General features: G+C 72.8%; 25 protein-coding genes and 1 pseudogene. 8 read left to right on the top strand and 18 right to left on the bottom strand.

What is annotated here, in order from left to right:
* Window positions 1–8: 8 nt before the first annotated feature.
* Together ACWD0F_RS40110 and ACWD0F_RS40105 are read right to left on the bottom strand one after the other, a co-directional pair.
* The gene (locus ACWD0F_RS40110) at window positions 9–1,139 is read right to left on the bottom strand and encodes an MBL fold metallo-hydrolase (protein ID WP_449886131.1); all 1,131 of its coding nucleotides are present in this window, start codon (window positions 1,137–1,139) and stop codon (window positions 9–11) included.
* A gap of 88 nt (window positions 1,140–1,227) precedes the next feature.
* The gene (locus ACWD0F_RS40105) at window positions 1,228–2,016 is read right to left on the bottom strand and encodes an SDR family NAD(P)-dependent oxidoreductase (RefSeq protein WP_449886128.1); all 789 of its coding nucleotides are present in this window, start codon (window positions 2,014–2,016) and stop codon (window positions 1,228–1,230) included.
* Between the two features lie 110 nt (window positions 2,017–2,126).
* Between ACWD0F_RS40105 and ACWD0F_RS40100 the strand changes: the two genes are divergently transcribed.
* The gene (locus ACWD0F_RS40100) at window positions 2,127–2,702 is read left to right on the top strand and encodes a TetR/AcrR family transcriptional regulator (RefSeq protein WP_449886125.1); all 576 of its coding nucleotides are present in this window, start codon (window positions 2,127–2,129) and stop codon (window positions 2,700–2,702) included.
* A gap of 66 nt (window positions 2,703–2,768) precedes the next feature.
* Window positions 2,769–3,257, top strand: a complete 489-nt coding sequence (locus ACWD0F_RS40095) for a DUF5946 family protein (RefSeq protein WP_449886124.1) — start codon at window positions 2,769–2,771, stop codon at window positions 3,255–3,257.
* A gap of 24 nt (window positions 3,258–3,281) precedes the next feature.
* On the opposite strand, the gene ACWD0F_RS40090 is transcribed toward ACWD0F_RS40095, so the two are convergent.
* The 4 genes from ACWD0F_RS40090 to ACWD0F_RS40075 all read right to left on the bottom strand — a co-directional run bounded on the left by ACWD0F_RS40090 (window position 3,282) and on the right by ACWD0F_RS40075 (window position 7,841).
* Window positions 3,282–4,718 carry a carboxylesterase/lipase family protein gene (locus ACWD0F_RS40090; protein ID WP_449886121.1) on the bottom strand — a complete coding sequence of 479 codons (1,437 nt, stop codon included), beginning with the start codon at window positions 4,716–4,718 and terminating at the stop codon, window positions 3,282–3,284.
* Between the two features lie 19 nt (window positions 4,719–4,737).
* Window positions 4,738–5,484: a DUF3152 domain-containing protein gene (locus ACWD0F_RS40085; protein WP_449886118.1), complete on the bottom strand. Its 747-nt coding sequence runs from the start codon at window positions 5,482–5,484 to the stop codon at window positions 4,738–4,740.
* Between the two features lie 102 nt (window positions 5,485–5,586).
* Entirely contained in the window at window positions 5,587–7,113 is a 1,527-nt protein-coding gene (locus ACWD0F_RS40080; protein ID WP_449886115.1) for an FAD-dependent oxidoreductase, read from the bottom strand.
* Window positions 7,114–7,409: 296 nt separating this feature from the next.
* The gene (locus ACWD0F_RS40075; RefSeq protein WP_449886112.1) at window positions 7,410–7,841 is read right to left on the bottom strand and encodes a type II toxin-antitoxin system PemK/MazF family toxin; all 432 of its coding nucleotides are present in this window, start codon (window positions 7,839–7,841) and stop codon (window positions 7,410–7,412) included.
* Window positions 7,842–7,935: 94 nt separating this feature from the next.
* Here ACWD0F_RS40075 and ACWD0F_RS40070 point away from each other — a divergent pair, with 94 nt between their 5' ends.
* On the top strand, window positions 7,936–8,727 hold the full coding sequence (locus ACWD0F_RS40070; protein ID WP_449886109.1) for an acyl-CoA thioesterase domain-containing protein: 792 nt from the start codon (window positions 7,936–7,938) through the stop codon (window positions 8,725–8,727).
* 127 nt (window positions 8,728–8,854) lie between these two features.
* Here the strand turns inward: ACWD0F_RS40070 and gndA are convergent, their stop codons facing one another.
* A complete protein-coding gene (gndA, locus tag ACWD0F_RS40065; RefSeq protein WP_449886107.1) occupies window positions 8,855–10,279 on the bottom strand; it encodes an NADP-dependent phosphogluconate dehydrogenase in 1,425 nt (474 codons plus the stop codon).
* A 63-nt stretch (window positions 10,280–10,342) separates the two neighbouring features.
* Window positions 10,343–11,035, bottom strand: coding sequence for an HAD family hydrolase (locus ACWD0F_RS40060; protein WP_449886104.1), 693 nt, complete (start codon window positions 11,033–11,035; stop codon window positions 10,343–10,345).
* Between the two features lie 24 nt (window positions 11,036–11,059).
* Between ACWD0F_RS40060 and ACWD0F_RS40055 the strand changes: the two genes are divergently transcribed.
* From ACWD0F_RS40055 to ACWD0F_RS40045, 3 genes are all read left to right on the top strand, one after another.
* Window positions 11,060–11,701, top strand: coding sequence for an SDR family oxidoreductase (locus ACWD0F_RS40055; RefSeq protein WP_449886102.1), 642 nt, complete (start codon window positions 11,060–11,062; stop codon window positions 11,699–11,701).
* Window positions 11,702–11,705: 4 nt separating this feature from the next.
* Window positions 11,706–12,740, top strand: a complete 1,035-nt coding sequence (locus tag ACWD0F_RS40050; protein WP_449886100.1) for an aldo/keto reductase — start codon at window positions 11,706–11,708, stop codon at window positions 12,738–12,740.
* 78 nt (window positions 12,741–12,818) lie between these two features.
* On the top strand, window positions 12,819–15,317 hold the full coding sequence (locus ACWD0F_RS40045) for an ATP-dependent Clp protease ATP-binding subunit (protein ID WP_449886098.1): 2,499 nt from the start codon (window positions 12,819–12,821) through the stop codon (window positions 15,315–15,317).
* Between the two features lie 44 nt (window positions 15,318–15,361).
* Here ACWD0F_RS40045 and ptsP read toward each other — a convergent pair whose 3' ends face one another.
* From ptsP to ACWD0F_RS40005, 8 genes are all read right to left on the bottom strand, one after another.
* Window positions 15,362–17,017, bottom strand: a complete 1,656-nt coding sequence (ptsP, locus tag ACWD0F_RS40040) for a phosphoenolpyruvate--protein phosphotransferase (RefSeq protein WP_449886095.1) — start codon at window positions 17,015–17,017, stop codon at window positions 15,362–15,364.
* Entirely contained in the window at window positions 17,010–17,291 is a 282-nt protein-coding gene (locus ACWD0F_RS40035) for an HPr family phosphocarrier protein (RefSeq protein ID WP_449886092.1), read from the bottom strand. Before ACWD0F_RS40035 ends, ptsP begins: the two co-directional genes overlap by 8 nt.
* Before the next feature lie 2 nt (window positions 17,292–17,293).
* Complete coding sequence (locus tag ACWD0F_RS40030; RefSeq protein ID WP_449886090.1) at window positions 17,294–18,310, bottom strand: zinc-dependent dehydrogenase; 1,017 nt, start codon at window positions 18,308–18,310, stop codon at window positions 17,294–17,296.
* Window positions 18,307–18,732: a PTS sugar transporter subunit IIA gene (locus ACWD0F_RS40025; protein WP_449886088.1), complete on the bottom strand. Its 426-nt coding sequence runs from the start codon at window positions 18,730–18,732 to the stop codon at window positions 18,307–18,309. The genes ACWD0F_RS40030 and ACWD0F_RS40025 overlap by 4 nt, the downstream gene beginning before the upstream one ends.
* The gene (locus tag ACWD0F_RS40020; protein ID WP_449886086.1) at window positions 18,725–19,033 is read right to left on the bottom strand and encodes a PTS lactose transporter subunit IIB; all 309 of its coding nucleotides are present in this window, start codon (window positions 19,031–19,033) and stop codon (window positions 18,725–18,727) included. Before ACWD0F_RS40020 ends, ACWD0F_RS40025 begins: the two co-directional genes overlap by 8 nt.
* A 3-nt stretch (window positions 19,034–19,036) precedes the next feature.
* A complete protein-coding gene (gene mtlA, locus ACWD0F_RS40015) occupies window positions 19,037–20,149 on the bottom strand; it encodes a mannitol-specific PTS transporter subunit IIC (protein WP_449886084.1) in 1,113 nt (370 codons plus the stop codon).
* A 78-nt stretch (window positions 20,150–20,227) separates the two neighbouring features.
* The gene (gene pfkB / locus ACWD0F_RS40010; RefSeq protein ID WP_449886081.1) at window positions 20,228–21,214 is read right to left on the bottom strand and encodes a 1-phosphofructokinase; all 987 of its coding nucleotides are present in this window, start codon (window positions 21,212–21,214) and stop codon (window positions 20,228–20,230) included.
* Entirely contained in the window at window positions 21,211–21,972 is a 762-nt protein-coding gene (locus ACWD0F_RS40005) for a DeoR/GlpR family DNA-binding transcription regulator (protein WP_449886078.1), read from the bottom strand. The genes pfkB and ACWD0F_RS40005 overlap by 4 nt, the downstream gene beginning before the upstream one ends.
* 108 nt (window positions 21,973–22,080) lie before the next feature.
* Between ACWD0F_RS40005 and ACWD0F_RS40000 the strand changes: the two genes are divergently transcribed.
* Window positions 22,081–22,956, top strand: coding sequence for a hypothetical protein (locus ACWD0F_RS40000; protein WP_449886076.1), 876 nt, complete (start codon window positions 22,081–22,083; stop codon window positions 22,954–22,956).
* 77 nt (window positions 22,957–23,033) lie between these two features.
* On the opposite strand, the gene ACWD0F_RS39995 is transcribed toward ACWD0F_RS40000, so the two are convergent.
* Window positions 23,034–23,387: an MmcQ/YjbR family DNA-binding protein gene (locus ACWD0F_RS39995; protein ID WP_449886073.1), complete on the bottom strand. Its 354-nt coding sequence runs from the start codon at window positions 23,385–23,387 to the stop codon at window positions 23,034–23,036.
* Between the two features lie 126 nt (window positions 23,388–23,513).
* A pseudogene (gene tnpA / locus ACWD0F_RS39990) lies at window positions 23,514–23,765 on the bottom strand (IS200/IS605 family transposase); the annotation flags it as partial.
* Between tnpA and ACWD0F_RS39985 the strand changes: the two are divergent.
* Window positions 23,765–23,898 (top strand): helix-turn-helix domain-containing protein (locus ACWD0F_RS39985; protein WP_449886316.1); only part of this gene is annotated, 134 nt, incomplete at its 3' end. The pseudogene tnpA and the gene ACWD0F_RS39985 overlap by 1 nt on opposite strands.

Here is a 23,898-nt window from a genome sequence, read left to right as displayed (position 1 = left end):
GCGCGCGGTCAGGCCAGCGTCTCCCACCAGCCGTCCACGGCCGGGGCGGCGGTGGTGTCGACGGCCTCGCCCGGCCGGGGCACGACGATGTTGACGTCCCTGGCCTTGGCCTCGCGCCACAACCGCTCCACCGGCTCGGCCCAGGGGTGCAGCGCCAGGGTGAACGTCGCCCAGTGCACCGGCAGCAGCAGCGCGCCGCCCAGGTCGAGGTGGGCGTTGACGGCCTCCTCCGGGTTCATGTGGATGTCCGGCCAGGCGGGGCTGTAGGCGCCGATCGGCATCAGCGTCAGGTCGAACGGCCCATGCGCCGACCCGATGCCCTGATAACCCGCGAAATATCCGGAATCGCCCGCGTAGAAGACCCGCTTGCTCGCCCCGGCCACCACCCACGAGCCCCACAGCGTGTCGTTCCGGGTGAACGCCCGCCCGGAGAAGTGCCGCGCCGCCGTGGCGACGAAGCGCAGCCCCGCCACCTCGGCCTCCTCGTCCCAGTCGAGCTCGATGATCCGGTACGCGGGCACGCCCCACCGCTCCAGGTGCGCCCCGATGCCCAGCGGCACCAGGAACGGCGCCTTCTGCGTCCTGGTCAGCGAGCGCACGGTGGCCAGGTCGAGGTGGTCGTAGTGGTCGTGGGAGATCGCGATGGCGTCGACCCGGGGCAGCTCGCCGACCTTGACGGGCACCGGGTGGTGCCGCTTCGGCCCCACGAGCTGCGAGGGGGAGGGCCGCTTGCTCCACACCGGGTCGAACAGCACCCGCTTGCCCTCGATCTCCACCAGCGTGGAGGCGTGGCCGTACCAGACGGCGCGCAGGCCGTCGGCGGGCGGCGGGCCGGACGGCGGGACGCGCACCGGGACCAGGCCGCCGGGGCGGCGTTGCTCCCGGTCCTTGGCCAGCTCGCCGAGCAGCCCCACCGGCGGGGCGGTCATCAGGGTGGTCTGCTCCGGCATCGGGTTGACGAACGTCCCGTCCCGGAACTGCGGCGACCGCCGCACCCGCGCCGCCCGGTCCGGCCCCGACGTCAGAGGCCGCACGCCCAGCTCCGCGGGCACCTCGCGCAGTGCCCAGCCCGCCGCCGCGAGCGCCACACCGCCCGTCAGGACCCGCCGCGCCGCCGAGCCCCGCCGCTTCTCTCCCATAGCAAACACTCCCCTGGAAGTCAGTCCATCCCGGCCAGCCGCACGGGATGCCCCACTGTTCTTGGTTTCTACGATATATCGCGATAGGTCAGACCGTTTTGATCGCCCCGCCATCGATGACGTAGTCGGCGCCGTTGACGCTTCCGGCGTGCGGCGATGCCAGCCATGTCACCAGAGCGGCGACCTCTTCCGGTTCGACGAACCTACCGGTCGTCATTCCGGTGCTCGACGGCAGCCCCGCCAGCAACTGCTCGTGCGCCAGGCCGAGCGAGGCCGCGAGCGCGGCGCCGTACCCGTCGGGGGCCTCCCACATCGAGGTCCGCATGGCGCCGGGCGAGATCGTGCTGACCCGCACGCCGCGCGGGCCGACCTCCTCGGACAGGGCCTTGCCGAACGCGGTCAGCGCCGCCTTGGCCGTCGTGTACGTGATCGGGCCCGCGTGCGGCATCCGGGCGCCGTTCGAGGAGATGTTGACCACCGTGCCGCGCCGCCGCAGCAGGCTCGGCAGGGCGGCGCGGGTGACGCGGACGGCGCTGAGGAAGTTCAGGTCGTAGGCCCGGTGCCACTCGTCGTCGCCGAAGCCCAGGAAGCCGTCGAGTTGCCCCTCGCCCCCGTCGCCGCCGCCCACGTTGTTGACCAGCAGGTCGATCTCGCCCAGCGCGGTGAGCGCCTGGCCGACCAGCTCGGCGGAGCCGTGCGCGGTGGACAGGTCGGCCGCCACCGGGGTCGCCCCGGTCTCCTTCAGCGCGGGCGAGATCGTGCGCGCGCCGGCCACGACGCGCATGCCCTCGTCCATCAATGTCCGGACGATCGCCAGGCCCAGGCCCCTGCTCGCGCCCGTGACGACGGCGGTCTTGCCGGTGAGTCGCATGTCCATGAGTTCCCCTTGGAGCAATGTGCGTCAGTTAAGATGCCGGAACTCTACGACTTGCAACACTGATGACGCAAGTTAGAGTTCAGTGGCTACGTTGCCGTACCGTTGAGGGGGTGAGTGAGACGACGCGGGCGTTGCGGTCCGACGCTGAACGCACGGTGCGGAGCATCCTGGAGGCGGCCGAGCGGGTCCTCAGCAAGAATCCGGCGGCCGGCATGGAGCAGATCGCGGAGGCGGCGGGGGTGGCGCGGACGACCGTGCACCGGCGGTTCGCCTCGCGGGAGGCGCTGGTGGACGCGATGACGGCGTGGGCGACCCGGCAGTTCGCCGACGCGGTGGACGCCGCCCATCCCGACACCACGCCGCCGCTGGTGGCGCTGTACCAGGTGACGGCGAACGTCTTGCGGGTGAAGATCGACTGGGGCTTCGCCATGGGCCGGACGTTGTCGTCCGATCCCGAGGTGGCTCGCGTGCACGCCGAGGTGGAGGCGAGGTGCGACCAGCTCTTCACGCGGGCGCGGGAGGCGGGAGTGCTCCGAACCGACGTGGATGCCGGCTGGGCCAGGCGGGTCTACTACGCGCTGATCCACGAGTCGGCGCAGCGCCGCGACGGCGATCCGGACGCGCTCGCGGCGCGCGTGGTCGACACGCTGCTGCGCGGGGTCGGCACAGGTCAGGGGCTCGCTTAGCGCGCCGCCATCAGGGGACCGAAATGCGGTCGACAGGGTGGTGGCCGCCTCCCTAGGGTGCAGATCATGACGGACAGCTCCGGCATGCGGCGGTGCGACTGCGGGGCGAGCGCCGGCCCGCTCGGCGTGTGCGCCGACTACTACCACGCGATCCTGGCCGAGGAGCAGGCCGATCCGCAGATGTACCGGTGGCACGCGCCGGTGGTCTGCGCGTACCTCCTGCAGCATCCGTCCGGGAGCCGGGAGAAGTATCTCGACGGGCAGTTCCGCTGGTTGCAGCTCTTCGTGGCCGAGGGCCTCGACGCGCTGCTTCGCGTGATGGCGCACCAGGTGGCGCGCAACTCGCACCGGGCACGGCCGGGCTATGACATGGCGCCGCCGGCGGCGTACGCGCCGCTTCCGGCGGGCGGGGCTCCCGGGAGCTTCCGCGCCTCGTTCTGCCAGTTGCCGTGCACGGACGGCAGCTTCGTGTCCGACGGGCATCCGGCCTACGGGCGCCGCGTCGGCGTCATCGCCGAAGCGACCCTGGAGTCCTGGAGATCCGTCCCGACCTGACGTGCCGCCGGGACCTGGACGTTCTCACCCGATCGGCGAAACGCCGGTCTTGCACCACAGGGCGCGCGAGGCGGCCTCCGGGTCGGCCACGTCGGCGGGCTCGACGTCGAACAGGTGCGTGACGGCGGTCTCCGGCTCGTATCGGGGCCACCCCGGATCGCCGGTGGCGGCGAAGGCGGTCCACGCCGTGCGGAACTGCCCCGACAGGTTCGCCAGGTCCGGCGAGTCCTCGGTCAGCAGCGTCGCCAGCTCGTCCCCGACCGTCCCGAACACCAGCGGCACGTCCAGCCCATGGCAGGCCTTCCAGGTGGGCGAGGGGCTCCAGGTCAGCTCGTAGACGAAGGCCGGGCCGGTGTGGGCGTCGGCCAGCAGCGCGCTCGGCATCCGGAACATCCAGTCCGACAGCAGCCGCACGTACAGGTCCTCGTCGGAGGCCCCGGGCAGGGCGGCGCGGTAGGCGGACTCGGCGCCGGGCGGGGCGAGGGCGTCCATGGCCGCTCCCAGGTCGCCGCCCCAGCCGCCGTTCATCACGTGGAACAGCCGGTACTCGTCCCGGTTGTAGCCGGTGATCAGCTCCACGTCGCGGCCGGCGCCCGCGGCCAGGGCGTGCCACGGGTCGTCGGGCAGCACCTCGCCGTCCACGACCGGGGCGAAGGCGATGGCGGCGAAGGAGATCGGGCCCCATTGCTCGACGTTCCCCGCCATGTCGTCCTCGACGACCGCCTCCGCCGCCGCCACGAGCGCCTCCGGCGCGCTCTCGTACAGTGAGGAGCCCCCGGCTCTGGCCTCGATCGCCGCCGTGACGCGGGCGGCGTGCGCGGGCGTGGCGAACATCCCCGGCACGCTCTGCGCGATCGCCCGCCTGAACAGCCCTTCGGCCGCCGGCATCACCATCAGGGACGCGATCGCGCCCGCCCCCGCCGACTCGCCGAACACGGTGACGGCGCCGGGGTCGCCGCCGAACGCCGCGATGTTCTCCCGCACCCACCGCAGCGCCGCCACCTGGTCCAGCAGCCCGCGGTTGGCCGGGGCCCCGGCGAGGTGGCCGTAACCCTCGAAACCGATCCGGTGGTTGAACGTGACCACCACCACGCCCTGCCCCGCCAGCGTCCCGCCGTCGTAGAGGGGCAGGTCGGCGTAGCCGGAGCGGTACGCGCCGCCGTAGATCCACACCATCACCGGCAGGCCGGAGCCGCCAGGGTCGGGGGTCCAGACGTTCAGCGTGAGGCAGTCGAGCCCGCCGGCCGGGTCCCACGGGGGCATGCCGGGCAGCATGGGCGGTTGCGGCGGGCGCGCGCCGAACCGGTCGGCCGCCAGCACGCCGTCCCACGGATCGGGCGGCACCGGCGCGGCGAACCTGAGCGGGCCGAACGGCGCCTTCGCGAACGGTATGCCCTTGAAGACCGCGATGCCGTCGTCGCCCCGCGTGCCCGCCACCCTGCCGCCGCCGATGCTGATCATCCCGGGATCCCCTCTGCGCTCACGGCCTCCGCTCTTCAGTGTCGTCGCTTTCGCCGGGTTTGCGAGCGGGGAAGGGCCAGGGGTTCGGGCGGCAGCGGCCCAGCGACTTCGACTGCTGCGTCATGACCGGGGCGAGCCGGCCGGGGCCGGGACAGGACCGGTGGTGGTGTCCGAGGCCGTGCCCGACCTCATGACTGACCACGTAGTGCCGGTACGCGGCCAGGTCGCCCTCGTACTGCGGCACGCCCTTCGCCCAGCGCAGGGCGTTGATCACCGAGCGGGTGCCGTTCCAGCAGGACAACGTGCCGCCGGTGCGCAGCGGCCGGCACTCGCGCATGGTGAGGCGGGGGCTGGACAGGGCGACACGGATGCGCACCGGGCCGCGGTCGACGCGACGGAAGCGGGCCCAGCCGCGGACGTCGTTCAGCGTGCGGTGCACCTCGAAGGCGAAGGCGCGCGGGTCGAACGGCAGGCCGCGCTCGACCTCGACCAGGTACCGCACCACCGGGCCACGGCCGGGCCGCGGCGGCGCGTCGCCGTGCACGACCGCGTACGTCCCCGAGGCCGCGTGCGGCACCCGCACCTTCGGGGCGACCCTGGGCGGCTCGACCCGGGGCAACTCGAGCCGGGGCGGTCCGGAGGAGGGCAGCGTGGAGGGCTGGGTGGAGGGCTGGGCGGAGGGTGGCGGCGCGGGCCCCACGGGTGGCTCGGCGCCGCAGCCGGTGGCGAGCAGGAGCAGCAGGATCAGCAGCACGAACAGCGGCAACGCGGCCTCCCCACGAGATCACGATGGGGAGGAAACCGATCATACGTGGCCGCTTATCACGCTTTGTAGGCAGGGTGTCCGGTTCGTGGATGCCGCTCGTGCTCAGGGAGTGGGCGGGGCGTAGGGGGTGATGTCGAGGGGCGGCTCGTCGCCGAGGGCGAGCGCCGCGGCGATCCGGCCGGCGAGCGGGCCCGCCGTCAGCCCGTACGCGCTCAGGCCCGTCGCCACCACCACCCGCGGGGTCAGGAATCCGATGAGCGCCTGGCCGGGGGCGTACACCGGGCGCAGGCCCACCCTGACCTCCGTCACCGTCGCGCCGAACAGCCCCGGCGCCACCCGCAGTCCCGCCTCGATCACCTCGTCCAGACCGCCCATCGTGACGCGGGGCGCGAACCCCACGTCCTCCACGGTCGCGCCCACCACGACGCGCGAGCCGGGGAAGCCCAGCAGGTACGGGCCGGCGTGCGGGAGCACGATCGGCCACCAGGCGGTGTCGACGCCCTCCAGGGTGGCGTGCAGGATCTGACCGCGCCTCGGGAAGACCGGCAGCTCCACGCCCAGCGGCCGGCAGACCTCGCCGGTCCACGCCCCGGCGGTGACGATCACCATGTCGGCGTCCAGCGGGACGCCCTCGCCGGCGGGCCGGCCGAGGCCGGTGGAAGAGGGGGTGGGCGCGGCGGGGACGAGGGGCGCGGCCTGACGCCACGATCCAGGCTCTCCGCTCACCGCGCCAGGATGCCCGGCCGCGGCCGGCTCGCCCCCGGAGTTCCGCGATCGGGACGAGGTGCCGCCTGGCGGGGGCGTGTCCTGCGGATGGAGCGTGCCTTGGGGGTGAGGCGTGGCTTCGGGGAGAGGCGTGGCTTCGGGGTGAGATGTGCCTTGCGGGTGGGGCCTGTCCTGCGGATGGAGCGTGCCTTGGGGGTGAGGCGTGGCTTCGGGGTGAGACGTGCCTTGGGGGTGAGGCGTGCTCTGGGGACGAGGTGTGTTCTGGGGGTGGGACGGGGTGTTGTTCGGGGGCTGGAGCCGGGGCGAGGCGGTGGTGTCCGGCGGCTCCGGCGTGCTGCTCTGCGGGCCGGTCGGCTGGTTGGCGTGCAGGCGCACCTCGCCGTCGGGGGTGAGGGTCGCGGTGCCCGCGCGCATCTCGGCGCCCTGGGCGGCGGCGGCCCGCAGGAGCGCGTCGCGTACCGAACGGCCGTCCACGCGGGCCGCGCCGGGCACCAGGAGCGCGCTCAGCGTGTCGGACAGCGGCGGGAACAGATCGGACGGCGTGGCCACGTCGGTGATGTCGCCCATCTCGGGCGCGGCGGGGTGACGGCGGCGCAACAGCGCGCGTACCGGCTCCAGGTCCGCCGGGTCCTCGGACACCAGGAGGGCGCCCACCTTGGCGTACCCGATGTCCTCGCCCAGCTCCTCCACCAGATCCGGATAGTTGCGGGCGCCCGCCCGGGTCAGGCGGTACCAGTCGTCGTCCTCGGGGTGGTCCACCCACGGGCACACGATGCCCGCGCCCGCCTGCGTCGAGGCGCCCTGGTAGCCGCCGTCGACCACCGTCACCGTCGCGCCGCGGCCGCTCAGGTAGTAGGCCGCGCTGGCTCCGATGATGCCGTTCCCGATCACCACAACACGCATGAACTCATGATCGCAGCCGTGTTCACCTGGGCTGATGCGGGGATCGGTCGCTTGCCATGCGCATACCCCTTCGCGGCCTTTTCCGTGCTTTGCGGGTGCGGGACCGGTGCCTTCTCCGCACCGCCGCCGTCCAGTTGCCCCGTCCCGTCCGGGCCGCCGCGTCGGACGGGACGACCGTCTGGTGCGCCGCGGACGGAGAGGTGCGGGCCTGCACGACGTCCGGCACGCCGCTGGGCGAAGGAGACGGGACCCGCCCCTTCGCCGGGCCGCCGTGCCACGGTCCCGGCGGGCCGGGATCAGCGGGCGGCGTCCCAGCCGTGGGACTTCATGAGCCGGGCCGCCACCCGCGCGAACCGTTCGCCGTCCAGGACGGCGCCCTCCCGCCGGATGTCGTCCTCGTCCAGGACGAAGACCCGGTCCAGCCGTACGTACGACACCTTGCCGTCACGCCCCCACGGCCCGATCTCCAGCCAGTCGGGCCCGTCATCGCCCTTGCTGGACAACATCATGCCGAGCAGCCGGCGCCCCGTGCGGCCGACGATCAGCAGGGGCCGGTCCTTGCCCCGGGCCGGGTCCTCCTCGTAGGGCACCCAGGCCCAGACGATCTCCCCGGGATCGGCCAGGCCGTCGAGGTCGGGGGAGTACGCCAGAGTGACGGGGGCGTTGAGGGCATGGATCTCGCGTACCGAGCCCCGGGCGGGCTGGGGGTCCTCACCTAGATCGCGCATTGCAGGAGCCTAAGGCCCGCGCGGAGCCGAATCCACCGGAGGTGCGGGCCACGGGTTCCCTACCAGCACCGGCTCTCCACTAGAATCTCATTCTGTGTCGTCGACGTTCCATACGGACAAACCGTTCTTCATGCTCAAGCGGGGCGAGCTGGTGCCCGCGCCGCACGCCCGTGGCCCCTGGTCCCCTGACATGCTGCACGGCCGCCTGCTCGGCGGGCTGGCCGCCCGCGCGATCGAGCAGGAGTACGCCCAGCCGGGGATGCAGTTCGCCCGGCTGACCGTCGATCTGTTCCGCAACAGCCCGATGTTGCCGGTGAAAGTGCACACCTCGCTCGTCAGGGACGGGCGCAGGATCCGGGTCGTCGACGTGACGATCTCCACCGACCAGGGGGTGATCGCGCGGGCCGGCGCCGTGCTGCTGCGGCAGGGCGAGCAGCCGGGCGGCGCGCAGGCGATCGTCACGCCGCCCTGGGACGAGCGGCCGCCCGAGGGACCGCCGGTGACGAGCGGGGACTGGACGCCGCCGTTCGACCTGTGGCGGCTGACCGGATGGGGCGAGCCCGGGCCGGGACGGGTGTGGCTGCGGGAGACGCACCCGCTGGTGGACGAGGAGCCGGTGTCGCCGTTCGTCGGCACGGCGCTGGCCGCCGACTTCGCCAGCCCGCTCAGCAATGCCGGGTCCGACGGGCTGCGCTTCATCAACGCCGACTACACGCTGACGCTGGCGCGGCTGCCCGGGACCGACCTCATCGGGGTGGAGTCCACCGGGCACCTGAGCGCCGGCGGTGTCGCGACAGGGCAGGTCACCCTGCACGACACCACCGGTCCGATCGGCTTCTGCGTGGTCACGGCGGTGGCCAACGCGGTCCCCATCGGCGGCCGCTGACCGCCCGCCACGCGCCCTCTGTCAGGCCGGGCATGACGGAGGGCCGGGCATGACGGAGGGCCGGGCATGGCGGAGGGCCGGGCGTGGCGGAGGGCCGCGCGCCCTCGGTCAGGCCGCACGCTCTCCGTCAGGCCGGGCGCTCGGTGCGGTCGCCGGACCAGTCGGTGTGGAAGGCGCCCTCCTTGTCCACTCGGTGGTAGGTGTGCGCGCCGAAGAAATCGCGCAGCCCCTGGATCAGCGCCGCCGGCAGGCGGTCGCGCCGCAACCCGTCGTAGTAGGCCAGCGCCGAGGAGAAGCCCGGCGTCGGCACCCCGATCCGCACCGCCGTGGTGACCACGCGCCGCCAGGACTCCTGGGCCGTGTTCAGCGCGGCGGCGAACGTCGGGTCGGCCAGCAGCGTCGGCAGGCCGGGGTTCGCGTCGTACGCGGCCCGGATCCGGTCCAGGAACTTGGCCCGGATGATGCACCCGCCACGCCAGATCGTGGCCATCGCCCCCAGGTCCAGGTCCCAGCCGTACTCCTTCGAGGCGGCGGCCATCTGGTCGAAGCCCTGGGCGTACGCCACGATCTTGGAGGCGTAGAGGGCCTGCCGCACGTCCTCGACCAGCTCGCGTCCCTCGGTGCCGGACAGCTGGGGGCCCTCCAGCGACGCGGCGGCGGCCCGCTGCTCCGGATGGCCGGACAGCGCGCGGGCGAAGACCGCCTCGGCGATGCCCGTCACCGGAACGCCCAGGTCGAGCGCGCTCTGCACGGTCCAGCGGCCGGTGCCCTTCTGCTCGGCCTGGTCCACCACGACGTCCACGATCGCCTTGCCCGTCTCGGCGTCGACCTGCTCCAGCACCTCGGCGGTGATCTGGATCAGGTAGGAGTCGAGTTCGCCCTGGTTCCACTCCCTGAACACCCCGGCCAGCTCGGCCGGCGTCGCCCCCAGCGCCTGGCGCAGCAGGTCGTAGGACTCCGCGATGAGCTGCATGTCCGAATATTCGATGCCGTTGTGAACCATCTTCACGAAATGTCCGGCACCGTCGGGGCCCACGTGCACCGAGCACGGCACCCCGTCCACCTTGGCCGAGATGTCCTGCAGGATCGGGCCGAGCGCCTCCCACGACTCCTTCGACCCGCCCGGCATGATGCTGGGCCCGTTCAGGGCGCCTTCCTCCCCGCCCGAGATGCCGGTGCCGACGAAGTGGATGCCCCGCTCCCGCAGCGCGGCCTCGCGCCGCCGCGTGTCGTCGAAGTGCGCGTTGCCGCCGTCGACGATCATGTCGCCGGGCTCCATGAGGTCGGCGAGCTGGTCGATCACCGCGTCGGTGCCCGCGCCCGCCTTCACCATGATGATCGCCCGCCGGGGCCGCTTCAGCGAGGCCACGAAGCCGGCCAGGTCCTCCGACGGCACGAACGTGCCCTCCCCGCCGAACTCCTCGACCAGTTGCCGCGTACGGCTGTGCGACCGGTTGTGCACCGCTGTCGCGTATCCGTGCCTGGCCAGGTTGCGGGCCAGGTTGCGCCCCATGGTGGCCAGGCCGGTGACGCCGATGTCTGCCAAGTCCATCAAAGCTCCTCTGTGGGGGATACGCATGATCCAGCCCGGGGGTTCGGCAGGATATTCCGGATATCAGTCGTCGAGCCGCACACCGAGCTCGTCGAGCCGGCTCAGCATGTCCGCCGGATCGGCGTACACCCGGAAGGCTCCGGCGCGTTCGAGCTCGTCCCTGCCGTACCCGCCGGAGAGCAGCCCGATGCCGAGCGCGCCGGCCCGGCGGGCGGCGAGCAGGTCCCAGACGCTGTCGCCCACCACCATGGCATGCGCCGGGTCCACGTGGACCAGTGCCGCACCGGCGAGGAACAGGTCGGGGTCCGGCTTGGCCCTGCGCACCAGGTCACGGGTGACCATCGGCGTGTCCTCGGGCAGCCCGAGCAGGCCCAGCGCGCGCCGGGCCGTACGGGCGTAGCCGCTGGTGGCGATGGCCCACGGCACGCCGCGCGCGGTCAGCTCCGCCAGCAGCTCGGGCGCGCCGGGCAGCGGCCTGACGGAGCCGGCCTGCTGCTCGTACGCCTCCGCGTGCGTCGTCTGCAGCTCGTCGATCTGCTCCCTGCTCAGCTTGAGCCCGGTCTCTCGCAGCAGCGCGCTGACGAACAGCCCGCCGCTCATGCCGATGCGGCGGTGGATGCGCCACACCGACAGATCGATGCCCAGGCCGGACAGGGCCTGCCGCCACGCGATGACGTGCTGGTAGACGCTGTCGATCAGGGTCCCGTCGAGGTCGAACAGGAACGCCGGCGTCGGGGCCTGCGGAAAGTCGTCCATGGCTCCATGACACCATGGGGAACCATGCGGATCATCATCGCGGGTGGCCACGGGAAGATCGGCCTGCGCCTGGCGGAGCGCCTCGCCTCGGGCGCCGTCGGCCTGGTGCGCAACCCGGCGCACGTGGCCGACGTCGAAGCCACCGGAGCCGAGGCCGTCGTGTGCGACCTGGAGCGGGCGAGCGTCGAGGACGTGGCCGGGATCGTCGAGGGTGCGGACGCGGTGGTGTTCACGGCGGGCGCGGGGCCGGGCAGCGGCGCCGCCCGTAAGGACACCGTGGACCGGGCCGCCTCCGTGCTGCTCGCCGACGCCGCCGAGCGGGTGGGCGTGGGCAGGTTCGTGCAGATCTCCTCCATGGGCGCGGGCAAGGCGCCGAAGCCCGGAGGCGACGAGGTGTGGGCCGCCTACATCAAGGCCAAGACCGAGGCCGAGGACGACCTTCGCGCCCGCGACCTCGACTGGACGATCCTGCGCCCCGGCCGCCTCACCGACGATCCCGGCACCGGCCTGGTCCTGCTGGCCCCCGAGGTCCCGCCGGGCTCGATCCCGCGCGACGACGTGGCCGCGGTCATCGTGGCGCTGCTCGCCAACCCGGGCACCGCCCGCCGCACGCTCGAACTCGTCTCCGGCGGCACGCCCATCGTGGAGCTCGTTGCGACAGAGTGAGGGCGTGACGGAATATCGCGTACTCGGACGTACCGGTCTCAAGGTCAGCCCGCTCTGCCTCGGCGCGATGATGTTCGGCTGGTGGGGTGAGGCCGATCCCGGGGAGTCGGCCCGGATCATCGACCGGGCGCTCGACTCGGGGATCAACTTCATCGACACCGCCGACGTCTACTCCCAGGGCCAGTCGGAGGAGTTCGTCGGCCAGGCCCTGGCCAAGTCGGGCAAGCGCGACCAGGTCGTGCTGGCCACCAAGTGCCACGGCGTCATGGGCGAGGGCCCCAACCAGCGGGGCAACTCCCGCCGCTGGATCTTCCAGGCCGTCGAGAACAGCCTGCGCCGCCTCGGCACCGACTGGATCGACCTCTACCAGATCCACCGGCCCGACCCCGGCACCGACGTCGAGGAGACCCTCGGCGCCCTCACCGACCTCGTCCGCCAGGGCAAGGTCCGCTATCTCGGCAGCTCCACCTTCCCCGCGCACCGCATGGTCGAGGCGCAGTGGGCCTCGGATCGGCGCTCGCTGGAGCGGTTCGTGTGCGAGCAGCCGCCGTACTCCCCGCTCGCCCGCGGCATCGAGGCCGACGTGCTGCCCGTCGCGGAGAAGCACGGCATGGGCGTCATCGTCTGGAGCCCGCTCGCCGGCGGCTGGCTGACCGGCCGCTACCGCAAGGGCCAGGAGCCGCCGGAGACCCGCCGGTCGGCGATGTTGCCCCAGCGCTACGACATGTCGGTGGAGGCCAACCAGCGCAAGCTGGACGCCGCCGAACGGCTCGCCGTACTGGCCGAGGAGGCGGGCATCACGCTGATCGAGTTGTCGCTGGCGTTCACGATCAGGCACCGGGCGGTCACCTCGGCGATCATCGGGCCGCGCACGATGGAGCACCTGGAGAGCCAGCTCACCGCCACCGGCGTACGCCTGAGCGACGACGTGCTCGACCGGATCGACGAGATCGTCCCGCCGGGCGTCACGCTCAACCCGGCCGACGCGGGCTGGCAGCCGCCGGAGCTGACCGACCCGAACCTCCGCAGACGTCCTTGACCGGATGCTTTGCCGATTGCTGGCTATGACTTGCGGCATGTGCGGCTAGATGTCCCCTGACTACTCAGGGGGACATTCATGTCGGACATGCCGTTCAGGTCATTTTTTGGCGGGGACCCGTTCCGAGGGTTCGAGGAGCTCACCGGACGGATGATGGGCGGCATGGAGGGCTGGCCGCCGTCCAGGCCCGGCGTGCAGCGGGTGGACGTGGGCAAGCTGCTCAGCGAGCCCGCCAAGGAGGTGCTCAGCGGAGCCCTGGAGGCGGCCGGCCGGCGTGGCGCGCCGGACCTGGACGTCCTGGACCTCCTCGACGCGCTGACCGACGACGACGCCATCCAGAACCTGCTGCGCACGGCCGGAGCCGACGTCGGCCGGCTGCGCGACCGCATCGACGAGCTGACCGGTCCCGGCCAGGCCGGCGAGCCCCCTTCGACGCTTTCGCCGGCGGCCAAGCGGGCCATCCTGGACGCGCAGCGCATCGCCCGCGCCATGGAGTCGTCCTACATCGGGCCCGAGCACCTGCTGCTCGGCATCGCCGCCAACCGCGACTCCGCCGCGGCCCGCCTGCTGCGGGAGCGGGGCGCCTCGGTGGAGGACCTGCAGCAGGCCACCAGGTCGGGCGCCGCCCGCTCGTCCGACGCCCGCCGGGCCTCCGGCGAGACGCCGTCGCTGGACGAGTTCGGCCGCGACATCACCGAGGAAGCCCGCCAGGGCAAGATCGACCCGGTGGTCGGCCGCGAGGACGAGATCGAGCAGTGCATCGAGGTGCTGTCGCGGCGCACCAAGAACAACCCGTGCCTCATCGGCGAGCCGGGCGTCGGCAAGACGGCCATCGTCGAGGGCATCGCCCAGCGCATCGTGAACGGCGGCGTCCCCGACACGCTCAAGGACCGGCGGGTCATCGCCCTCGACCTGACCGGGATGGTGGCCGGGTCGAAGTACCGGGGCGAGTTCGAGGAGCGCATCAAGAAGGTCATCGACGAGGTGCGGGCGCACGCCGACGAGACCATCGTCTTCATCGACGAGGTCCACACCCTGGTCGGCGCGGGCTCGGCCGAGGGCGGCATGGACGCCGCCAACATCCTCAAGCCCGCCCTGGCCCGGGGCGAACTGCACGTCATCGCCGCCACGACGATCGACGAGTACCGCAAGAACATCGAGAAGGACGCCGCGCTCGAACGCCGCTTCCAGCCGATCCTGGTGCCCGAGCCCACCGTGGAGGAGACGGTCGAGATCCTGCGCGGGCTGCGCGACACCTACGAGGCCCACCACCAGGTCCGCATCACCGACGAGGCCCTGAACGCGGCCGCGCACCTGTCGGACCGCTACATCGCCGACCGGTTCCTGCCCGACAAGGCCATCGACCTGATGGACCAGGCGTCCGCCCGGGTGCGGCTGCGCTCCAGCACGCCGGCCGCCGACGTGCGCGAGCTGGAGGAGCGGCTCGACGGGCTGCGCCGCGACAAGGACCAGGCCAAGCACTCCGACGACTTCGACCGGGCCAAGGAGCTGACGACGCAGATCGACAAGCTCCGGCCCGAGGTGCAGCGCGCCAGGCAGAGCCGGGAGGCCGTGCCGCAGGTCAGCGTCGAGGACATCGCCGAGATCGTCTCGCGCCGCACCGGCATCCCGGTCACCCAGCTCACCGAGCAGGAGCGCGAGCGTCTCATGCGCCTCGAAGAGCACCTGCACCAGCGCGTGATCGGCCAGGACGAGGCCGTCGTCGCCATCGCCGAGGCCGTACGCAGGGCCAGGGCCGGCCTGTCGGACCCGAACCGCCCGATCGGCAGCTTCCTGTTCCTCGGCCCGACGGGCGTCGGCAAGACCGAGCTCGCCCGCGCGCTGGCCGCCGCCCTGTTCGGCGGCGAGGATCACATGATCCGCATCGACATGAGCGAGTTCCAGGAGCGGCACACGGTCTCGCGTCTCATCGGCGCGCCGCCCGGATACGTCGGGTACGAGGAGGCGGGCCAGCTCACCGAGGCCGCCCGCCGCCACCCGCACTCGGTGATCCTGCTCGACGAGATCGAGAAGGCCCACCCCGACGTCATGAACATCCTGCTGCAGCTCCTCGACGACGGCCGCCTCACCGACGGGCAGGGCCGCACGGTCGACTTCACCAACGCGATCATCATCATGACCAGCAACATCGGCGCCCAGCTCATCCTGGACGCCGCGGGCGACGCCGCTGAGCTGGAAGACCGGCTGATGGACCTGCTGCGGCACTCGCTCCGGCCCGAGCTGCTCAACCGCATCGACGAGACGATCATCTTCAAGCGGCTGGACCGCGAGCAGCTCCGGCAGATCGTGGAGCTCCTGCTGGAGCGCACCCGGCAGCGGCTGCGCGGCCAGGACGTCTCCCTGGAGGTCGCGGACGCGGCCATGGACTGGCTGGCCGAGCGTGGCTACCAGCCCGAGTTCGGGGCCCGGCCGCTGCGCAGGACCGTGCAGCGGGAGGTCGACAACCGGTTGTCCACCATGCTGCTCACCGGTGAGGTGGCCGAGGGCGGCAGGGTCGCGATCGACGTCGAGGACGGCCGGTTGCGGCTCAGGGCGTACAACCCCGAGCACGTCTAGGAGCGGCGGGGTCACGGGGCCCCGGCTTCAGGGGCGCGCCGGGGTCAGTCCAGGGCGGTGCGGGCGCGCTCCCGGCACTCCTCCAGCGTGAGCTCCGCCAGCGCCTCCCGTACGGCGGGCACGCACACGGGAGCCATGGACAGGCTCGTCACCCCCAGCCCGGCCAGCAGCGGCGCGAGCAGCGGGTCGCCGGCCGCCTCCCCGCACACCCCGACGGGCTTGCCCGCCGCCCGCCCCGCCTCGGCGCAGATCGCGATCAGCTCCAGCAGCGCGGGCTGGCGCGGGTCGAGCAGGTCGGCCAAGGCGGAGTGCTGGCGGTCGGCGGCGAAGGTGTACTGGGCCAGGTCGTTGGTGCCGATGCTGAGGAAGTCCACCTCCCGCAGCAGCCGCCCCGCGCGCAGCGCCGCGGCCGGAACCTCGATCATCACGCCGACCTTGGCCAGCCCCTTCGCGCGGGCGCGGCCGGCGAAGGCGGCGGCCTCCGCCACCGTGGTGACCATGGGCGCCATCACCCACGCCGGCGTGCCCGTCGCGCGGGCGGCCTCGGCGATCGCGTCGAGCTGGGTGTCCAGCACGCCGGGCAGCAGCCGGTCGACGCGCAGGCCGCGGACGCCCAGGGCCGGGTTCGGCTCCTCCGGCAGCCCGAGGAACGGCAGCGGCTTGTCGGTGCCCGCGTCGAGCGTGCGCACGATCACCTGCTCCGCCCGCTCGAACACCTCCGCGTACGCGGCCACCTGCTCCTCGAACGACGGCGCCGTCGTACGGCCGAGGAACAGGAACTCCGTCCTGAACAGCCCGACCCCCTCCGCGCCCGGCCGCAGGTCCGCCGCCGAGCCGATGTTGAGCAGCAGCTTCACCGGATGGCCGTCGGCGGTCCTGCCCGGCCCGCTGCTCGCCGCCAGCCTGGCCCGCTCGGCGCCGGCCTGCTCGGTGATCTTGTCCGCCTCCTCGGCGGTGAGGCCGAGGGTGATCTCGCCGGTCCCGCCGTCCACGCCGACGACCGTGCCGTCGGGGATCTCCAGGACGCCCGCGCACGCCACCACCGCCGGCAGCCCCGCGCCCCTGGCCAGGATCGCGGTGTGGCTCGTCGGGCCGCCGCGCTCGGTGACCAGCGCCAGCACGTCCGGGCCCAGGCCCGCGGTGTCGGCGGGGGAGAGGTCCGCCGCCACCAGCACGTACGGGTGGCCGGGGGCGGGCAGGCCGGGCATGGGCAGGCCGAGCGCGAACGCCACCGCCCGGTGCTTGAGGTCGTCCAGGTCGGCGGCCCGCTCGGCGAGGTAGCCGCCCAGCTCGGCGAGCGCCGCGCGGTGCTGGGCGAAGGCCGCGTCCAGGGCGTGGGGGGCGTCCATGCCGTCGTGCGCCCGCCGCTCCGCGTCCTCCAGGAGCAGCGGATCGTCGGCGATCATGGCCAGCGCCTCCAGGATCTCGGCGGCCGCCCCGTCCACGGCGGCGGCGCGCCGGCCGAGGTCGGCGCTCACCGCCCGCAGGGCCCCGGCGACGGCGGCCGCCTCGGCGCCGGCGTCGGTCACCGGGCGGGGCGCGGGCAGCGCGGGCGGTCCCGCCATCCGGATGACCGGGCCCGCCGCCCGGCCCTGGCTGACCCCCAGCCCGCCCAGCCGCTCAGAGGCACCCGCTCGGGGGCCGCTGTCGGCGGGCACGGGGTCGGTGGGCACGGGGTCTGCGGGCGCGGGGTCAGGCATCGGCGGCCTCTTCCGCGTCCAGGTCGCGCGACAGCAGCGCCGCCAGCGCGTCCAGCGCCTCCTCCGCCCCCGGCCCGTCCGCCTCCAGCCGCACCTCGGTGCCGCGCACCGCCCCCAGCGACAACACCCCCAGCATGCTCTTGGCCGGCACCGTCTTCTCGCCGAGCCGCACCGTCACCGGCACCCCCAGCTTCATCGCCGCCTGCACGAACAGCTTGGCGGGACGGGCGTGCAGCCCGCTGGCCGAGGCCACGGCGACCGTTCGATGTGCCATCGCTATCCTCCCGGTGAGGGCTCGATCGTGACCTTGATGGCCGCGCCCCGGCTGACGAGGTCGATCCCGTCGAGCACCTGGGACAGCGGCAGCCGGTGGGTGATGAGGTCGGACACCACCACCGCCCCCTCGGCCACCAGCCGCAGCGCCGCCGCGTTGTGCGCCGGGCTGGAGCCGTTGGCGCCGACGATGCTCAGCTCACGGTAGTGCACGAGGTTGGCGTCCAGCGCGATGATCGGGTCGTCCTTCGGCAGGCCGCCGAAGAAGCTGATCCGCCCCTGCCGGGCCGCCATCCGCACCGCCTGCTCCTGCGCCGCCCCCGACGCCGCCGCCGTGATCACCACGTCGGCGCCCCGGCCGCCGGTCAGCTTGAGCACCTGCTCGACGGGGTCGGCGTCGATGGCCGCGTCCGGGCGGACGAGCTCGGCCGCCATCGCCAGCCGCCGCGCGTTGACGTCCACGAGGAAGACGCGGGCCGCGCCGCGCGCCCGCGCCAGGCGGACGTGCAGGCAGCCGATCGGCCCCGCGCCCATCACCACCACGTCGTCGCCGGCGCCGACGCCGGCCAGTGACTGCCCGTTCAGGACGCAGGCGAGCGGCTCGGCGACGGACGCCTCCGCGAAGCCGACGCCGGGCGGGATGACGTTGACGCCGCCCACGGCCGGCACCTTGGCCGGCACGATCAGGTACTCGGCGAAGCCGCCGTCGTAGTGGTAGCCCATCGACTCCTGGTCGGGGCAGACCGTCTGGCGGCCGCGCCGGCACTCGGCGCACGTCCCGCACGGGATCGCGGCGATCACCTGCACGCGCGCGCCGGTGTCCACCACCTCCCCGGCGATCTCGTGGCCCATCACGCGCGGCGGCCTGATGTGGTGGTGGCCGAACGCGAAGATCTTCGCGTCCGTGCCGCACGTCGAGCAGTTGCGTACCCGGATCTTCAGCTCGCCGGGGCCGGCGACGGGCTCGGGCGCGTCCTCGATCCTGATGTCGCCCGGCGCGTGGAATCTGGCGACTTTCACGTGAGCTCCTTCAGCACCTCGGAGACCTCGGTGGCCTCGCGCAGCGCCCTCGCGCGGCCGGGATCGAGCAGGATCTCGGCCAGCGCCGCCAGCAGCGGCACGTGCCCGTCGCCCTTGGCGGCGATGCCGACGCAGAGCGTCACCCGCTCGCCGTCCCAGTCCACGCCGCCGGGGAAGCGGACCACGCAGATCGCGTCGCGGGTGATGTCGTCCTTGGCGGTGTTCGTCCCGTGCGGGATGGCGACGCCCTCGCCGACGTAGGTGGAGATGACGCGCTCGCGTTCGAGCATCGCCTCGATGTACGGCTCCGCCACCGCCCCCACGTCGGCCAGCGCCCGCCCGCAGCGGCGGATGGCCGCGTCGCGGTCGGCGGCGCTCTCGTGCAGCAGCACGGCGCGCGGGTCGAGCAGGTCGTCACGCATCGACCGTGCCGCCGTTCTTGATCGTGTTCACCAGCCTGGTCACCGCCGGGTCGCCGAGGAAGATCTGGAACGACACCAGCACCTTCCCCGGCGCCGCCGCCCTGGCGCGGTCGGCCAGCCCGGCGTGGCACAGGACCACGTCGGCGTCGTCGGGGATGGAGTTCACCGGGGTGTGCTCGACGCTGACGCCGGTCGCCTTGAGCTGCTTGCGCAGCTGGGAGGCGAGCATCACGCTGCTCCCCATCCCCGCGTCGCAGGCGACGATGATCTTGTGGATGTCCTTGCTGTCGATGCCGGCCATGGCTCACGCCTCCTTGGTGGCGGGTTCGGTCACGTGCTCCGCCGGGGTGGCGGGCTCTTCTGCCTTCTTCTCGCCCCTGCCGAAGCCCAGCAGGAGGGCCGCGACGGCGAACGTCACGCCCGTGGCCACGAGGATGCCCAGCGCGGAGCCGAGCCAGCCGCCCCTCGGTGTGACCGCGAGGTAGGCGAAGATGCTGCCGGGCGACGGGGTGGCGACCAGGCCCGCCCCCATGATCATGAACGTGAACACGCCGGCCGCGCCGCCCGCGATGACGGCCAGGATGAGACGGGGCTTCATCAGGACGTACGGGAAGTAGATCTCGTGGATGCCGCCGAAGAAGTGGATGATCATCGCGGCGGGGGTGCTCGGCCGCAGCTCGCGTGGCCCGAACAGCAGGTACGCCAGCAGCAGCCCCAGCCCGGGACCCGGGTTCGACTCCAGCATGAACAGGATCGACTTGCCGGCCTGGGCTGCCTCGGTGACGCCCAGGGGGCTGAGCACGCCGTGGTTGATCGCGTTGTTCAGGAACAGCACCTTGGCGGGCTCGATCAGGACGGAGGCCACGGGGAGCAGGTTGCTGGTGATCAGCCAGCTGACCGCGTTGCCCGCGGCCGTGGTGACCGCCTGCACGATCGGGCCGATGCCCAGCATGCCGACCACGGCCATCGCGCCGCCCACGATGCCGGCGGAGAAGTTGTCCACCAGCATCTCGAAGCCGGACTTGGTCCGCTCCTCCGTGAACCTGTCCACATATTTCAGGATCAGGGCGGTGAGCGGGCCGATGACCATGGCGCCGAGGAACATCGGGGCGTCCGTGCCCACCACGACGCCCATCACCGCCACCGCGCCCACGACCGCGCCGCGCTGCCCGTGGACCATGCGGCCGCCGGTGTAGGCGATGAGGACGGGCAGCAGGGTCGAGATGATCGGGCCGACCATCTTCGCGAGCGTCTCGTTGGGCAGCCAGCCGGTCGGGATGAACAGCGCGGTGATCAGGCCCCAGGCGATGAACGCGCCGATGTTCGGCATGATCATGCCGGCCAGGTGGCCGCCGATGCGCTGGATGGTGGCCTTGACGCCGGTTCCGGTGACCGTGGGTGTGTAACTGTCGGCCATGGGACGTGCTCCTTCGGGGGGATGAGCAGGTGATCAAGCCGCTGTGCCGGACATAGAAGGTGACGTTGGAGGGCTGGATCAGGGGAGACGGGCTGAAGGGGAGGTGCGGGGGCGTTTCGGGTCGGGGGCGCCGGCGGTGAGAGGGCGTGCGGGGTCGGGGGCGCCGACGGTGACGGCGCCGGGGTCGATGTCGCCGGGGCCGGGCATCCGGCTGCCGGGCAGGCGTACGGCCGCCGCTCCCCAGGCCAGCGCCCGTGCCAGCGCGTCCGGGCCGTGGCCGCCGCCGGCCAGGAAACCGGCCAGCATGGCGTCGCCCGCGCCGACGGAGCTGCGTGGCTCGGTCACCGCGGCCTCGCCGTACCAACTGCCCTGCTCCTCGACGAGGAGTGCGCCGTCGGCGCCCAGGCTGGCCAGCACCGTGCGCGCGCCGGCGGCCCGGAGCTTGCCCGCCGCCTCGACCACGTCGCCCAGCCGGCTGATGGACCTGCCGGTGGCCGCCGACAACTCCTCCAGGTTGGGCTTGACCAGGGCGGGCGCGGCGCCGAGCGCGCAGACGAGCGCGGGGCCGCTGGTGTCGACGGCCACGTGGATGCCCGCCCCGGCGAACCTGCGGCACAACCGGGCGTAGACGTCGGCGGGCACCTCGGGCGGCAGGCTGCCCGAGGCCACCACCCAGTCGGCCGAGTGCGCGGCGGCGAGGACGGCGTCGGCGATCGTGTCGAGCTCCGCGGCCGACAGCGCGGTGCCCGGCTCGTTGATCTTGGTGATGGTGCCGTCGGGTTCGGCGAGCGTGACGTTCGAGCGGGTCGTGCCGGCCACGGGGACGGTGACCATGTCGAGGCCCTCGGCGGCGAGCAGGCGGACGAGCTGCCTGCCCTCGTCACCGCCGAACGGCACCACCGCGCGCGAGGCGACCGCGTTGGCCAGCAGCGCGCGTGAGACGTTGACGCCCTTGCCGCCGGGGTCGAGGCGCGCGGCGGCGGCCCGGATGACCGCGCCCCGGTCCAGCGCGCCGATCTCGATGGTCCGATCGAGACTCGGGTTGAGGGTCAGAGTGAGGATCACGCCCGGATCACCTCCGGACCGGCCGCCGCCAGGTCGGCGGCGAGCGTCACGTCCAGCCCGGTGTCGCTGATCACCACGTCGATCTCGCTCAGCTCGGCGAACGTGGCCAGGTAGGTGTTGCTGAACTTGGTGTGGTCGGCCAGCAGCACGCTGCGCTGCGCGGCCCCGACCATGGCCCGCTTGATCGCCGCCTCGGCCGGGTCGGGCGTGGTCAGGCCCCGGCCGGGTGAGCAGCCGTTGGTCGCCATGAACGCCACGTCCACGTTGAGGCAGGCCAGCGGGCGCAGCGCCCAGTCGTCGACCGTGGCCAGGGTCTTGCCGCGCACCCGCCCGCCCAGCATGATCACGTGCAGGTTGGCGCGGGCGGCCAGGGCGGTGGCCAGCGGCGGCGAGTTGACCACGACGGTGAGCTCCCGGTCGGCGGGCAGCACCTGGACCAGGCGGCCGGTGGTGGTGCCCGCGTCGATGATCACGGACCCGTCCTCGGGCAGCTCGGACAGCGCCGCCTTGGCGATGCGCTCCTTCTCCGCCGTCATCACCTCGTCGCGGGTGGCCAGCGCGGGCTCGAACCCCAGCCGCTCGACGGGGATCGCGCCCCCGTGCACGCGGCGCAGCACGCCCGCCCGCTCCAGCGACGTCAGGTCACGGCGGATCGTCTCGGTGGTCACGTCGAGCTCGGCGGCCAGCGTCACCACGTCGACCCGGCCGGCGGACCGCGCCCTCCGCAGGATCTCCTGCTGCCGCTCCTCGGCGTACATGATGTTGATTCACCGCCGTTTCCAGTTGGTTTATTCTGTGTTTATACCCGTTTTCGTTGGGTGGTCAAGAGCGAGCGTGCCGAATCTGGTAGGTATATGCGGGTGCGTATGAAGCCTCTGGCCGCCGTGCCCCTCGTCGTCGCCGCGCTCGTCGCCCCCGCCGCGCCCGCCGGCGCCGCGCAGGCCCCGGGAGCCGCCGCGGCCAAGCCGCCCCGCGTCCCCGCCGGCACCACGGCGGCGTGGCTGGTGTTCGACCGGCAAGCGGGCAGGTTCGTCGCCACGAAGAACGCGCACCGCGGATACCGCTCGGCCTCCGTCGTCAAGATCCTGATCGCGATCGACTACCTGGAGCGGCGCAAGAGCGTGCCCAAGGCCGACGCCGCCCTGCTGAAGGTCATGTTGCGCGCCAGCGACGACGGCGCGGCGACGACGTTCTGGGACCGAGGCGGCAAGGGGCAGATCATCACCAGGACCGCCCGCAAGCTCGGCCTGTCCGACACCGCGCCGCCGCCCGCCTCCAAGCCCGGCTTCTGGGGTTACACCTCGCTCAGCGCGTACGACATCGTCCGCACCTACCGCTACCTGCTCGACAGGGCGGCCCCCCAGGTCAGGGAGACGATCCTGGGCCACCTGCGGCAGTCCACGCCGTGCGGCACCGACGGCTTCGACCAGACGTTCGGCATCCCCGACGCGTTGCCCAAGCCGTGGGCGGTCAAGCAGGGCTGGTCGGGCTTCGGCACGACGCCGCCGGTCAGGTGCGACGCTCGAGCCGTCGGAGCGCCCATCTCGTGGATCGCGCGGCGCGCCACCGGCTCGGGCGTGCCCGACTACGGCCGCCCGGTGTTGTACACGACCGGTCTGGTGGGCAAGGGCGAGCGTTACGTCATGGCGGTGCTGACGGCGCACCCGGCGGGCGCCACGTGGAGCTCCTCGGTCAAGCGCGTCACCACGCTCACCCGAGACCTCTACCGCAGCCTCTCCTAGATCCACCGGAGGGACACGATGACGGCCACGGACCACATCAGGCAGCACCAGCGGCGTACGCGGCGACCGGGCCGGTCTCAGGGGTGCTGAGAGCCGAGCTGCTGCTCCAGGCGGACCTTCTTCGGCACGCACATGCGCCAGGCCTCCAGCACCAGCTCGCGCATCTCCACCGGGTCGAGCGCCGCCAGCCGCACGACCACCCAGTTGAAACGCAGGTCGGACTCCCTCGGCATGAGGAACTTGGCGGGCTCGGCCGCCACCAGCGCCTCGCGTTCCTCCTTGGGGAACCCGAAGCCCATCAGCGTCTCGTCACGCGAGAACGCCACGTAGACGATCTTTCCCACACGGAACTTGACCCGGTCTCTGATGAGATGCTCCGACGTGCGCGGGAGCGTCAGAGCTAACTGGCGTACCTCGTCGACTGTGACCACACGGCCACGTTACCGAAGATCCACAGAAAGCCTTGGCCTTCAGGCCGGGGATGAATGTGGTCTCCGAAGGTGATGGCCCGGCGGAGGCGGGGTATCCCGGAGCGCGTGGCGCGGACCCTGAAGCGGTCAGGTGGGGCGGCGCTGTTGTTCGATGTAGGCCTTGATGATGGTGAGCGGGGCTCCGCCGCAGGATGCGGCGAAGTAGGACGGCGACCAGAAGTGGCCCCTCATGTGGACGCGGTTGACGCGGCCGGTGAACTCCTTGCGCAGGTAGAGGGATGAGACGCCCTTGAGGGAGTTGACGAGTTTGGAGACCGCCATCTTGGGCGGGTAGTTGACGAGCAGGTGGACGTGGTCGTCTTCGCCGTTGAACTCGCGTGCTGGGCGGGATCTGCCGCAGCGTGTGGAACACCGGCCTCCAACAGCGCCGCGAGTACCGCAAGCGGGGCGGGCACCTCGGCTACGCCGAGCAGTGCGCGCAACTCGCCGACGCCAAGAAGGACCCGTACTG

The sequence above is a fragment of the Nonomuraea sp. NPDC002799 genome, assembly GCF_053592075.1.
This window is presented reverse-complemented; position numbering and strand designations above follow the sequence as displayed.

Bases quoted from the DNA above. Each gene is read 5' to 3' on its own strand.
- ACWD0F_RS40090 (WP_449886121.1), bottom strand. From the start codon at position 4,718: ATGATCAGCATCGGCGGCGGCAGGGTGGCGGGCACGCGGGGCGACGAC.
- ACWD0F_RS40020 (WP_449886086.1), bottom strand. From the start codon at position 19,033: ATGGCCGGCATCGACAGCAAGGACATCCACAAGATCATCGTCGCCTGC.
- ACWD0F_RS40005 (WP_449886078.1), bottom strand. From the start codon at position 21,972: ATGTACGCCGAGGAGCGGCAGCAGGAGATCCTGCGGAGGGCGCGGTCC.
- ACWD0F_RS40080 (WP_449886115.1), bottom strand. From the start codon at position 7,113: ATGCGTGTTGTGGTGATCGGGAACGGCATCATCGGAGCCAGCGCGGCC.
- ACWD0F_RS40045 (WP_449886098.1), top strand. From the start codon at position 12,819: ATGTCGGACATGCCGTTCAGGTCATTTTTTGGCGGGGACCCGTTCCGA.
- ACWD0F_RS40105 (WP_449886128.1), bottom strand. From the start codon at position 2,016: ATGGACATGCGACTCACCGGCAAGACCGCCGTCGTCACGGGCGCGAGC.
- ACWD0F_RS40055 (WP_449886102.1), top strand. From the start codon at position 11,060: ATGCGGATCATCATCGCGGGTGGCCACGGGAAGATCGGCCTGCGCCTG.
- ACWD0F_RS40025 (WP_449886088.1), bottom strand. From the start codon at position 18,732: ATGCGTGACGACCTGCTCGACCCGCGCGCCGTGCTGCTGCACGAGAGC.
- ACWD0F_RS40035 (WP_449886092.1), bottom strand. From the start codon at position 17,291: ATGGCACATCGAACGGTCGCCGTGGCCTCGGCCAGCGGGCTGCACGCC.
- ptsP (WP_449886095.1), bottom strand. From the start codon at position 17,017: ATGCCTGACCCCGCGCCCGCAGACCCCGTGCCCACCGACCCCGTGCCC.
- ACWD0F_RS40075 (WP_449886112.1), bottom strand. From the start codon at position 7,841: ATGCGCGATCTAGGTGAGGACCCCCAGCCCGCCCGGGGCTCGGTACGC.
- mtlA (WP_449886084.1), bottom strand. From the start codon at position 20,149: ATGGCCGACAGTTACACACCCACGGTCACCGGAACCGGCGTCAAGGCC.
- ACWD0F_RS40095 (WP_449886124.1), top strand. From the start codon at position 2,769: ATGACGGACAGCTCCGGCATGCGGCGGTGCGACTGCGGGGCGAGCGCC.
- ACWD0F_RS40060 (WP_449886104.1), bottom strand. From the start codon at position 11,035: ATGGACGACTTTCCGCAGGCCCCGACGCCGGCGTTCCTGTTCGACCTC.
- ACWD0F_RS40000 (WP_449886076.1), top strand. From the start codon at position 22,081: ATGAAGCCTCTGGCCGCCGTGCCCCTCGTCGTCGCCGCGCTCGTCGCC.
- ACWD0F_RS40110 (WP_449886131.1), bottom strand. From the start codon at position 1,139: ATGGGAGAGAAGCGGCGGGGCTCGGCGGCGCGGCGGGTCCTGACGGGC.
- gndA (WP_449886107.1), bottom strand. From the start codon at position 10,279: ATGGACTTGGCAGACATCGGCGTCACCGGCCTGGCCACCATGGGGCGC.